Annotated in this window: 7 protein-coding genes and 2 pseudogenes; all 9 read right to left on the bottom strand. The window is 55.8% G+C overall.

Features of this window, described 5'->3' with window-relative positions:
- Positions 1 to 105 precede the first annotated feature (105 nt).
- Positions 106 to 1,080, bottom strand: a complete 975-nt coding sequence (locus ATC00_RS13400) for an amino acid ABC transporter permease (RefSeq protein WP_064253168.1) — start codon at positions 1,078 to 1,080, stop codon at positions 106 to 108.
- 48 nt (positions 1,081 to 1,128) lie between these two features.
- Entirely contained in the window at positions 1,129 to 1,959 is an 831-nt protein-coding gene (locus ATC00_RS13395) for a transporter substrate-binding domain-containing protein (RefSeq protein ID WP_064253167.1), read from the bottom strand.
- 1,364 nt (positions 1,960 to 3,323) lie between these two features.
- On the bottom strand, positions 3,324 to 4,463 hold the full coding sequence (locus ATC00_RS13390) for a M24 family metallopeptidase (protein WP_064253166.1): 1,140 nt from the start codon (positions 4,461 to 4,463) through the stop codon (positions 3,324 to 3,326).
- Between the two features lie 562 nt (positions 4,464 to 5,025).
- Entirely contained in the window at positions 5,026 to 6,195 is a 1,170-nt protein-coding gene (locus tag ATC00_RS13385) for a M24 family metallopeptidase (RefSeq protein ID WP_064253165.1), read from the bottom strand.
- Positions 6,196 to 6,730: 535 nt separating this feature from the next.
- A pseudogene (locus ATC00_RS13380) lies at positions 6,731 to 7,454 on the bottom strand (IS110 family transposase); the annotation flags it as partial.
- 129 nt (positions 7,455 to 7,583) lie between these two features.
- Positions 7,584 to 8,785: pseudogene (locus ATC00_RS13375) on the bottom strand (IS3 family transposase).
- 255 nt (positions 8,786 to 9,040) lie between these two features.
- The gene (locus ATC00_RS13365; RefSeq protein ID WP_064253164.1) at positions 9,041 to 10,231 is read right to left on the bottom strand and encodes a glycine C-acetyltransferase; all 1,191 of its coding nucleotides are present in this window, start codon (positions 10,229 to 10,231) and stop codon (positions 9,041 to 9,043) included.
- Between the two features lie 82 nt (positions 10,232 to 10,313).
- Entirely contained in the window at positions 10,314 to 11,273 is a 960-nt protein-coding gene (locus tag ATC00_RS13360) for an aminotransferase class IV (protein WP_082912319.1), read from the bottom strand.
- A gap of 323 nt (positions 11,274 to 11,596) precedes the next feature.
- Entirely contained in the window at positions 11,597 to 12,052 is a 456-nt protein-coding gene (locus ATC00_RS13355; protein WP_064253163.1) for an Lrp/AsnC family transcriptional regulator, read from the bottom strand.
- Between the last annotated feature and the right edge of the window lie 137 nt (positions 12,053 to 12,189).

Genomic DNA, 12,189 nt, shown 5'->3' with positions numbered 1-12,189 from the left:
CTGATGGTCCTTGAAACGAAGTTGGCTGCAGGTGCAACATGTCGGCTGCGTCCGTAGGCTCGCGCTGAGAGGGGACATTTTTCAATTGATGTATCTTGCTCGCGGTCATCGCACCTTGCTCCTCGCATAGTGACGCTCGATCCTGCCTTGAATCATTTCCAGACAAACGGACAGAATCCAATAAATAATTGCCGCAGCAATTAGCATTTCCATGTGATGGAAGGTTGGTTGGCCGATCGTTCGAGCAAGGAAAGTCAACTCCCACACTCCCAGCACCGAAACGAGCGAGCTGTCCTTCAGCATTCCGATAAACATATTCCCCGTCGGCGGAATGATGACGGGCAACGCCTGCGGCAGAACGATTCTACGCATGGTGAGGCCAAAGCCGAACCCCATGGACCGGGAAGCTTCCCACTGGCCTCGATCGATGCTAGCAATACCGGAGCGGAAGATCTCCGTCATATAGGCGCCAATGCAAAGTGACAGCGCCAAAATTCCCGAAGGAACAGCATCGATCACAATTCCAAGTTGCGGCAAACCGAGATAGACGAGGTAGATCTGCATCAGAAGCGGCAGGCCACGAAAGAAGGACGTATAGAAACTGGCGATCCCGTATGCAAATCCGTTTGTTGACAGCTTAGCGATCGCGGCCACGATAGCAATCATTGATGCGAACAGAAGGGAGATCGCTGACACGTATAGTGTCGTAAATACCCCCTGCGAAATCAGGAGCGGAAGATTATCCCAGATAAAAGGCAGACTGAGATTGAATAAATTGAAAAAACCGATGAAGAGAACAAGCAATTCGAGCCATACGACGACGATTTGCACTATCAACGGCCCAAAGCCGATTAGAACTAGATTGAGGCAGAACATAACTGCAATCACAAAAGCGATCGCGAATCGCCCATAGAATCCACTCTCCAGTGGATCGCCTATGACCGGGCGCATAACCTCACCCATTACGGTGCCCGTGAGATTGATCGTAAGAAACAACGCGAGCACAAGCGCGAAGATCGAGGCCACAAACCAGGGCTTGTGAACTAACACCTCTGATTCTACAGTATCTTGATAAAGCATGAGAATTCCTCCCGGACGCGGCCCAGACTGACCTGGGCCGCTGCAGTGCTACTTTAGGACGGTTTGGTCCGAGCCGTACCATTTGATCGACAGCTTGGAGAGCGTGCCGTCTTCCCTCATGCTCTTGATGGCCGCCGCAACTTTGTCGCTGAATTCCTTGTCACCATGAAGCACGGCGATCACAGCCGGCGCGGATACGAGCGACCCACCGATAATTTTAAATGGGTAACCGGCCTTGATCATTCCTTTCGCATCCAACTCCTCAGTAAGAAGCCCGTCAATGCGAACGCCATCGCCCAGGCGGAGATCATCCGCATAACCAGCCGATGCGTAGCTCTTCACCTCGCCCGGCGTGAATTCGTACTTTACCGGCGGTGCGTTGTACAATTCGAGCGTCTGTTTAAGATAAGATTCCTCTGAAGAACCTGCAGAGACACCGATCACCTTGCCATCAAGATCAGAAGGCTTGCTTGCCTTGCTATCCTTGTGAACGACGGCAACTGTGTTGCCGTAGATGTATACCGCTGCAAAATCGAATAGCTTGGCGCGCGGCGCGGTCGGCGTCATCTGACCCATGGTAAGGTCCCAACGGCCCTCCCATTTTCCTGAAGTTATGATATCCCAGCCGGGCGTCACAAATTGAGCCTCCACACCCATGTACTTTGCGACGCCTTTGGCAACTTCGATATCGAAGCCGTCGAGTTGACCTTTGTCATTCATAAATGAGGCGGGGTGCCAGTTGGCGCTTGTCGCCACTGTCAGCGTCTTCTTGGCAAGGACGCGGTTAAGTACTTCGCCAGCATGGGCCGAGAGATTGACCGAGAACGACGCAAATGCAAACGAGGCAATCGCCGTGAGAGTTTTCAATGACCAATTCACCTTAGTTCCCCTTTTTTTGTTTGGTGTCCAGTAACCCACAGACCAAGGAACTGTCTGTCCGTTGTTATTGATAATGCATCACGATATGCGTGTTGCGCCAAAATGCGTCGAGCGCCGAAACGGTCGCTTCAAAAAAAGGTGTTTGTTTGAAATGCATCGCTAATCCTCGCCGTCGCGCCATCTGGCGCCACACGTTGGAGGTCTGCCGCGCTAGGAGCCGAGGCAAAGTTGATGGGCGGGTGCCAGAACAGCGCGTGTTCGGTCTGGCGATGGCGATAGGTTTATACGGAGTACGGCTTCGGCATCATAGGAAGGACCGCGGAGGCGGCAGCAGTATTTGGCGGGGCTGACAACGCGGCGCTCTGATAGTGTGGAGATAGCACCATCTCATCGTCAACGGCGACGATATCGCGGCTCGGCTCACGGCCGAGATGCATTAGCCGCTTGCCGAGGCGAATCCGAACCCGTCCGTGCCGCGGCCCATGTTAATGGTATGGGGAAGATCTCGCATCTTTCAAGAATATGCTGCTGAGCAGCCTGCGGGCCGGCGTTGCCGCGATCGCGGTCCGCCTTTATCGAAGTAAGTTCTAATGGTGACCCCGTTGACAATTACTTTGGACGAGGAGCCACCTGTTCGCCGCGTCCGCAGATAGGTTGTCAGTCACGATGCCGTCGAGACTAATGCCCTCGCCAAAGCGAAAATTATTCGCTGCACAGCTAGCGCTTTCGTAGCTCTTCCCGCGGCCGGCGCGTGAATGGCTTGTACTGTTCGGTTGCAGCCAGGGTAACGCGGGACCGTCGCCACTTTTCAGCGCCTTCGTGGCGAGGACGCTTAGCCCGCATGGGCCGAGATAGCGAAAGTCATCGACGCAAATGCGATCGATGTACCCGCTTTGAACCTCATCATAGATGCGTCCATGCTGCGGACGTGGGTCGGATCGGATCACTCCATTATGTTGGCTGTACTCATATCGAGCGGATCGCCTTGGGAGGACAACTCTTTCAGCAGATGATCCATAGAAGCCGCGCTTTCCCTGCATCGATATTCCCTTCGCCGACGCAGCGCAAAAAGGGGAAGCAACTATCGATCGAAAAGCTGGACTACTTCCCGAAACTGGCAGTCCGGGTTCCTCGACGCCAACCTGGCGTCGAGGAAGGCGAACAGGTGACCGCCATGGCCCATTTGACTTCGCGGAACAAGGCGCGGCTTCCAAGGCCAACCGTCTAACAAACTCTTGAAGCCCCGCGACGCCGTTGCGCTGGTCCGTATTGCAGCAAGGGAGGTTGGCGTATCCAGAAAAGCGCCTATGGAGCAATACACCTTAAAGACAATGTCAGCCTCCTCGAACAGAGGCCTACTAGTCTCAAATGCACGAGAAGAGCTTGCGCTCCATGCTGGTTAGGCGTTCCGGGCCTCGCTCTGTCACGAGCACGACGTCGCTGAAGCCCATCCCACCTCCCAATATTCGCATATCAAACACCATTCCCGCCTCAAGGAGCCATTCCACGCCCGGCAAGAACTCGCGAATAAATTCGCCGGCTGAGGGGCGGTAGTTGAGACCAAGCGAATAACCGGAACGGTTCGTAAAAGCTTTTTGCAGACCCATTGCTTGCAGCGGTTCGCGGCATGCTCGGTCGATCACGCTGGCCGGTGTGCCCGGCCGCATCAGCGCGATGGCCTCGTCTTGGACCCGGCTGATCGTCTCAGCGGTACGCTGCTGCTCAGCGCTGAGCTGACCAACAATGGCGGTACGCATCAAACGTGCGCAGTAATTGTGATGGATCCCGCTGAGCTCAAAATTGACAGTGTCGCCACGCTCCAGTCGCCGGTCGCCATAGCATCCGTGTAAGAGATTTGTTCGATTGCCGGAGGTGATGACACCGCTAAGCGGCAATTCCCCGCCTGCGTTCACCAATGCGCCGAACACGGTGCCAGCGAGTTGTCGCTCCGTGATGCCAGGCTTGACGATCTCGATGCCAGCGGAAATGGCTGCTTCAACGCATCGAGAAGCGCCGCGGAGGTAATCTATTTCCCGCGGCGATTTGATCAGGCGCAGATGGTCAACGATGCGCGGCTCTGCGACAAAAGTTGCATTCGGCAGCAGCGCCTGCAACATCTTCGAGCGTTCTTGGGTTAAGAACCATGAGTGTTCATCCACGCCAACACGCCCACCTGCCACGCCGAGGCCTTCGAGGGCTCTTCGTGCTGCGTCGATGGAAGCTCGTATCGGTTCGAGGGGATGATCTGCATAGCTCGTATGGCTCCTGACCCAAGACGTGACGTGAGCCGCCGGGAGTTCCGCATCGCGCATCACCAGCACAGGGTCGCCGTGACTCGGAACCGCTACGGCGTGATATGAGAAAAAACCGATCCCAATGTCGAGACCTGTCAGATATTGAATGTTTTCAGGCTGATGCAGCAGCAACACGGGGAGATCATGCTTAGCCATCCCCTCCTGCGTGCGTTGAAGACGTGTCCTATACTCCTCAATAGAAAAATCCATACCGCTATTCTTGGGCTCGCTCACAGTCGTGCACCTTCATGTTCGACTCAGATCTGGGCATGCGTACCTTCTGCATTCGTTCCAGGGGGAGCAAAACTCTTGTTCGAAGATAGCACTTGGTAAGTCGTACCATCGGGGGAAGGATACTTTGCATCAAAATGAGTCAGCAGCTGGGATGTGAGGACGCAAATACGAGCGCGGTTTGAAATGGGTGCGTCCTTTCGCCACTCAACCGAGGATACTGGGCTCCAGGTTTGCGCATAAAATAGTTTGGCCAGCAGCTCTTGGAGACACTGTACGAGCCTGCGCTGTGAAGAGTGGACGCTTGATACTACCCGCTGCCGGCTGTTGGCGCGCCCCGGTAAAGAAGCAGGGAAGGAGACCCCAATGTTGTCCAGACCGCCTCGATGCACGGCCTCGCCGAAAAACTCCGATGAGGCCGTGCTTTTTCCCGCAGCAAAGTGTCGCTCCGTGTGTCGACAACTCCAATATGTGGCAAAGAGGCGCGGCTTTAGCGTGGCGGAGATTGTGGACGCCAAAGCGAAAGCAGTTGAGACCGTGACTAGATTTCGAAAATCTCCCGCGGGAGACAGCTGAACGTTTCAACCCCGGTTTCGGTGACCCGGAAAGTCTCACTGATCACGCAGCCGAGATCTTCGCCGATCCAATTGCCGAGCATCAGATCGAAAGTCATATTCGGCTTCAAGATGGTCGAATCGCCCTCCTTGATACTGGCAGTCGGCTCTACCCATTCAATTCCCACGGCGTAGCCACATCGCGATTCCTTTTCGAAACCGTATTTCCGAAGCGTGGTATTGGAAGCGGCCGCGACATCGCTGCATGTTGCACCTGGTTTGATGACGGCAAGTGCTGCCTCCAGGCCAGCGACCTCCGCATCATGAAGGCGCCGAAGTTGGTCGGAGGGTTTGCCGATCGAGAACGTGCGCATCAGAGGCGATACGTAGCCATGACGAACCCCACCGAAACAAAGGTTGACTTGGGAGCCTTGCCGGAAGACGTCCTCGGCCCATCGAATATGGCAGGTAGAGGTTCTCGGCGCTGCGCACAGGAAGAAGCCGGCCACATCCGTGCCCGCCTTGCCATTCGCGCCACGTATAAGTGTCGCGATGATCTCTGCTGCAGCGTCGGCCTCCGTTACGCCCGGACGAATTACTTCTTTCGCACGCAGCATCCCTGCATCAGTTATGGCTGCGGATTCACGCATGTAGGCAATTTCAAGCTCCGACTTTATGCCTTTAATCCAGTCGACACTCTTGCCAACATCTACGATCTTCGCCTCCAACGCCCTTGTCTTGAATTTCTCGAGCGTTTGGGTGGGAAACAGCCTAGCCTCGATGCCGATGCATTTCCGTCCCAAGCCACTTTCCAAGATGAGATCTATCACTGCATCCCAGCCATCCTTCTCTGGATCGGCAAGAAGAGCTTCGGGATAACCAAAAATGCGATCGCGACGGATAAACGTCTGATGGATCGCCGCTGGGGCATCTTTGCGGCAGGCGATGAAGCTCGGCTCTTCGTCTCTGGCATCAACAATAAGAGCTTGCGGTGTCGAGCCGGTCTTGGACGTGTAGCCGGACAGATAAGTGATGTTCGCGGTTGATTTGACCACCAGAGCATCAACTCCGCGTCGCTTCATCTCCGCCTTAACCGCGGACAGTCGCCGCAAGTATTCACTCCGCGGGAACGCCTGCGGCCCTTTTGGCATTGCCATTTAACATTCCTCCTTCGTGTCGACGTTTGGCTGAGGGTTTGTAGCCCTCGTTACCATCCTATGCGGTAGGGTTCTCTCTTCGAGAATATTGCACGGTTGAACGTCAATTCTTCACACACTGTTGATCGCCGATTAGATCCCGTCCTAACGACCATTGAAGAATAATGTATGTGAGAGAGCAATTTACGCCAAACCCCGGCGACGCCTGAAATGTGGATGACGCGAAGCGCTGTGATTTGAAACGCAGTCAGCTGTTGAGAGAAACTTCGGGAGGCCGCCAGACGCAGACCACGAACGTACGCCACAAGTCAACGGCGTCCGCCTCGCCCGCGATGTTGGATATCGGCCTGAATGAACCCCCGTCCTGCACGTGCCAGCCCATGTCCTTCACACACAAGATCAGAGATTTACGACCTGCACCCGAACCTTGCCGAGCATCGTGGTATGGTACGCGGAATTGGACGTGCCGCAGTCCCGGCGCTCTCCGACGCAATCGCGCCGCGGAGCAGACACCGCTTGGCAAAGGTGCCCAACCGGAGGCGCATGTTCTGAAGTGATCCGGGTCTTCAATCGCCGCAACGTAGGAGACGGCCGTAACAGCGCCTATGCCCGGAACCGTCATCAGACGCTTCACAGCCTGACCTCCCGCGCCGTCGCGAGTAGCCGACGGTCAAGCTCGGCCGCACGTCTGCGTATGTCGCGCCAGGCATCGAGCAGGGGCAATATGATCCGCCCCAAGCCGTCATTACCACCCAACAGTGTCTTCACATAACCGTCGAACACGCGGCCAGTTCCCTTGGGGACGATGAGACCAAACGTCTTCATCAAGCCGCGAATCTGGTTGCTGAGTTGGACCGAGATGCTCAGGAGCTGATTGCGTGCCCCAACCAGCGTGCGCGTCAGCATGCTGTCGAATGCCTTGACCCGGACGACCTTGTAGAAGCCGGCTTCCGCCAGTTGCGCCAACCCGTCCGCATCATTCGCATCGGTCTTGTTGAGCGTCTCGTTCAAAACTTTTTGCGCATGTCGAGCCTCGATGCAGATCGCCGGCATCCTCTCGGCCGTCAGGGATAGAACCACGTCGACAACGGCCCAGTCTCGAAGACAACGCGTCTTGCATGCGGCGCGTGCATGCGGATGATCCTCGCCAGAAGCTCGGGATCCGAAGGGCACTTCCCGCGCCAGATGCGCTTGCCGTCTTGGCGGATTGAGATCGCTGTGTCTTTCAAATATATGTCGAGCCCGATATACTGGTTCATGGTTGCCCCTAATGAACGATGTTTGGGCTCGCTTCCAATCGAGAGCCCGTATTGCCATTTTATCGGGGGCAACCACCCCTGCCAGAATCAACTGAGAAAATGGCCTGAGGAGATCGCACCGCGATTACCTCATGTTGGAGATTGCGAGCTGATGAACTCGCGCGGCGATTGATATCCTAAGGCGCTGTGCGGGTGAAGATTATTGTAATGCTCGAACCAGAACGGCAGTTGCGCCATGACGGTTTCGGCATCCGGCGTGGGGTTCACCGCGACGTAATCGCGCTTGAAGGTTTTGACGGAAGGCCTCGGCATGCGGGCTGCGCACCGGCGTCGTGCACGGTTCCATGCCGATGTCGCGGAGCAAGGACGCGGTGTCCTTGGCGATGAAGCAGGAGCCGTTGTCGGTGAGCCATTCGATGGGTTTGGACATCATGTTGATGCGGCCGAAGCGGTTCTCCACGGCGGTGATCACGAGGTCCTGCACGTCCTGGCTCTTAATGCCCTTGGTTGTGGCGACATGGGCGATTGCCTCACGGTCGCAGCAGTCGAGGCCGAAGGCGACCCGGACCTTCTCCTTGTTGTCGCAGCCGATCTCGAAGCCGTCGGAGCACCATCTGATGTTCGAACGTTCGACAGGGACCTGACCGTCATGGAGGCGATCATCGACCGCTCCTGTGTGGCGCACCAACAGCAGATTGTGCAGCTTCATGACCCGGTAAACGCGCTTGGCATTGGGCCACGAACGCCCGTCTTGCGTTGCGGCGCAGGATGGCATGGACACGCCGATACCCGTAGGTGGGCAGGTCGGCGATGATGCCTTGATATCCTCCACCAGTTCCCGATCCGGGAGTGGTGGGCGTCCTCTGGCTCTGGAAAAGGGAGCTGTGGCACGCGCAGCGATATTCGACCGGGCGACACCTAAAGTTTCGCAGACGGTCTTCATTCCAAAATCCCCCTCGGAAGAGAGAGCGAGCGCAACAGATGTTTTTTGGGCCACCGGCGATTTCGAGGGCTTCCTTCAGGATTTCGCTCTCCATCGTCTTCTTGCCCAACAGGCGTTGCAACTCCTTCACCTGGGCCTGAAGCGCCCGGTATTCCGAAGCCGGAACGACCTCCTCTTCGGCGGCCGTCGCCGTGAGTGCCCCTTGGGACGCCAGCTTGCGCCAGGCGAACAACTGGTTCGGCTGGATGCCGTGCCGACGCGCGACGATGCTCACCGTCGCGTCCGCCTCATAGGTCTCGTGGATGATCGCCAGCTTCTCTGCCGTGCTCCAGCGCCGCCGACTTTCCGGCCCGGAGAGAACTTCCATCTTAATATTGCTGCTAGTCATATTACCAACATTACTCCTGCCCACTTAGCTAAGTGGGGGAGCATGTCCGGGCCTTTCGGGGGCTAATTCATGATCGAACACCCTGCTCGGCTGCGGCGCTTCTTAATCGGATGCGTAAGAATGCTGCTCATTGCCACGGATAGGTTGTCGCGTGACCGTGGCTTGAGACGACCCTGCAGCCCGATCTTTTCCCAACAAGAACTCATCTGAACTGCCAGGATTTTTTAATAAACCTGCCACTTGGTGCCGATATAGCTATGGAATGACGCCCAATTCTTTCCCGACCTCCACAAACTTCTCGACTGCGCTATCGACATCGGCAAATGAATGAGCCGCCGACATTTGAGTGCGGATACGTGCTTGCCCCTTCGGCACAACCGGAAAGCAAAATCCGACAACATAAATTCCACGCGACAGCATTTGCTCGGCCATACGCTGGGCCAGGAAGGCGTCCCCTAACATCACCGGAATGATGGGGTGGTCCGCGCCCGCAAGACTGAAGCCGGCCTTTCTCATTTTCGACCGAAAATGCTCTGCGTTAACGTAAAGCTTTTGGCGCAAACCACTGCCGTGCTCGACGATGTCGAATACCTTTAGTGAGGCACTGGCAATCACCGGCGCCAGCGTGTTCGAGAAGAGATAGGGCCGAGAGCGCTGGCGCAGCCAGTCGATCACTTCTGTAGCGCCTGATGTATAGCCGCCGGAGGCGCCACCGAGCGCCTTGCCGAGCGTGCCGGTGATAATGTCTACCCTGCCCTCCACGCCGCAATATTCGGCAGAGCCGCGCCCATGCTCACCGACGAAACCAACGGCGTGGCTATCGTCCACCATGACCATCGCATCGTACTTGTCGGCGAGGTCGCAAACGCCCTTGAGATTTGCGATGATGCCGTCCATCGAGAATACGCCATCAGTTGCAATCAACTTGAACCGCGCGCCTTCCGCCTTCCTAAGTTCCTCCTCAAGCGCCGCCATGTCGTCGTTGGCGTAGCGGAAGCGTTTTGCCTTGGAGAGCCGCACGCCATCGATGATCGAGGCATGGTTCAGCGCGTCGGAGATGATTGCGTCTTCTTCGCCAAGAAGCGTCTCGAACAGGCCGCCATTGGCATCAAAGCAGGAGGAATAAAGGATGGTGTCTGCCATACCCAGAAAACTGGAAATCCGCGCTTCGAGCTGCTTGTGCTCTTCCTGCGTGCCGCAGATGAAGCGCACCGAGGCCATACCGTAGCCATAGCGGTCAATCGCCTTCTTGGCCGCGTCAGCGATCTCTTCGTTATCCGCGAGACCGAGATAGTTGTTGGCGCAGAAATTCAGTACAGTGCTACCGTCGGCAACCTCGATCTCTGAAGACTGACGTGAAGTGATAATCCGTTCCGATTTGTAGAGGCCGGCGGACTTAAGGTCCGCCAGCTCCTGTCTGAGATGCGCAAGAAAGGCTTGGGTCATCGATGTATCCTGGGAGTTTTCAGCCAAAAAATGACGGCTCCTCAAAGTGGGAGCCGTCGGATCGAAGCCAGCGCTTACCTAGTCACTCATAGTTCACAGCGGTCGACCAAGCATTGTCCGAATGCTTCTTCCAGTACAGATCCGTCAGTTGGCGCGTCACGATGCCGACTTTGCCGTTTGCGATGGAGCGACCATCGACGCGCGTCACCGGCATGATACCCCCTGCGGTCGAGGTGATGAATACCTCGTCCGCTTCGTTCAGTTCATCACGCGATAGGTCCGCAGCAGCGACCGTTAGCCCGACTTCTTTGCACAGTTCGAAAACGGTCTGCCGCGTAATCCCTGGAAGAACTCCGAAGGCTGGAGTCTTCAACTGACCGTTCTTGATAGTGAAAACATTAAAGCCCGGGCCTTCGGCGATATTGCCGTTAGTGTCCATAACAAGCGCAGTTTCGGCGCCAGCATCGTATGCGTCGAAAAGACCTTTCACCAGGTCAAGCCAGTGGTAATTCTTGATGGTCGGATCCACTGACGTTGGCGGGATTCGAACGGTTTCGCTAATGCCAACGTGCAAACCTCGCTCCAACTGTTCTTTGTTGGCAACCGAGCCGAAAGGCACAGCAAAGGCAATGAACCGGTTCTCAGCGTCACGCGGGTCGCGGCTAAATGTCGGTGAACCGCCGCGCGTGCAGATCATCTCGACATAGGCCGATTTGTGTCCAGAGAGAGCGACGCAGTTAGAAAGAATTCGTTCGACCTCTTGACGGTCGTAGGGCAGCTTCATCCGGAGACGCTCCATTCCCCTGAAGAAGCGATCAAGATGAAGATTCAGCCTAAAGAAGCGCCCCTCCCAGACGTGTACGGTATCGTAGGTAGCGTCCGAATGCAGGAAGCCCCAGTCAAGAACCGAAACCTTCGCCTCCGACATTGGGAGATACTGTCCGTCCATGAAGGCGACACCCTGTGGATAACGGCGCGCATCCTTATGGCTAGGTTCGAGTTCCGGGACTCTCGCCATCGGCTTCGTCGTGGCAACTGTCATGTTTTCTTCCTCTAAACGTGGCTACGCCAAGGTTATTGCGCGCGTCTGCCTTCATGCCGCCCTCAAGGGACTTCATGTACTTCCCACGCACAAGCTCGTTGCTATTATTCGGTCGCTCTAAGATCCCGTTTGATCTGAAACTTCTAGTGTCTGCATGAAGAACAAGAGAACTGAGGCCGCTTGTTCGTACAATCTGGCAAACGCCAGACGTACTTATTCATCGCATCAAACTATGCGCATGCCCGATCAAATCGAGACCACAAGCGCAATAGGTGCATCAAAAAACACCGTCCACTGGCGAAAATAATCAGGTTGAATAGGCCTTAGACCAGAATGCGAGGTTCGAACTTCACACGGTCGAGGGTGATCATGCTTCTAAACTTGCGCACGTTTGGGTTGGTATAGAGCTTTGTCTTCACGAACACGTCGAACGCTTCGACGTCTTCCACTGCCACGATCAGGACGAAGTCTGCATCCCCCGTGACCATGTAACATTGGGTTACTTCTTTTGCGGCACGCATGGCTCGCTTGAACTCGTCGACAAGATCCAGGCGCTCCCGGTCCAGCTCCACGTTAACAACAACAGTCAGGGATTTCCCGAGAGCTTTTGGGTCCACCAGCGCAATGTCGGCAATTATCACACCGTCCGCCCTGAGCTTATTGACGCGCCGCATGCACGAGGCTGCTGAAGAACCAACGATCTCCGCTAGCTCTGCAAACGATAATCGATTGTTCTTTTGAAGTGCGGCGATGAGGCGTCGATCGAGATCATCCAGCATAGTTTTGCAGCTCCAGTATTTCTTTCGATACCGACCGGCGCACCCGAGGTAACCGTTGGCTATCTTAACCTATGGCTTTCTATGAAGCACGCACCAACTTTTGGCCGACGATGCAACGGGCGTTTCACTTGCGATCG

This window comes from Sinorhizobium americanum, from assembly GCF_001651855.1.
GTDB classification, from domain to species: domain Bacteria; phylum Pseudomonadota; class Alphaproteobacteria; order Rhizobiales; family Rhizobiaceae; genus Sinorhizobium; species Sinorhizobium americanum.
The sequence above is the reverse complement of the archived record's forward strand: the minus strand, read 5'-3'. Positions and strand labels throughout refer to the sequence as shown.

Bases quoted from the DNA above. Each gene is read 5' to 3' on its own strand.
- ATC00_RS13400 (WP_064253168.1), bottom strand. From the start codon at position 1,080: ATGCTTTATCAAGATACTGTAGAATCAGAGGTGTTAGTTCACAAGCCC.
- ATC00_RS13390 (WP_064253166.1), bottom strand. From the start codon at position 4,463: ATGGATTTTTCTATTGAGGAGTATAGGACACGTCTTCAACGCACGCAG.
- ATC00_RS13385 (WP_064253165.1), bottom strand. From the start codon at position 6,195: ATGGCAATGCCAAAAGGGCCGCAGGCGTTCCCGCGGAGTGAATACTTG.
- ATC00_RS13365 (WP_064253164.1), bottom strand. From the start codon at position 10,231: ATGACCCAAGCCTTTCTTGCGCATCTCAGACAGGAGCTGGCGGACCTT.
- ATC00_RS13360 (WP_082912319.1), bottom strand. From the start codon at position 11,273: ATGACAGTTGCCACGACGAAGCCGATGGCGAGAGTCCCGGAACTCGAA.
- ATC00_RS13355 (WP_064253163.1), bottom strand. From the start codon at position 12,052: ATGCTGGATGATCTCGATCGACGCCTCATCGCCGCACTTCAAAAGAAC.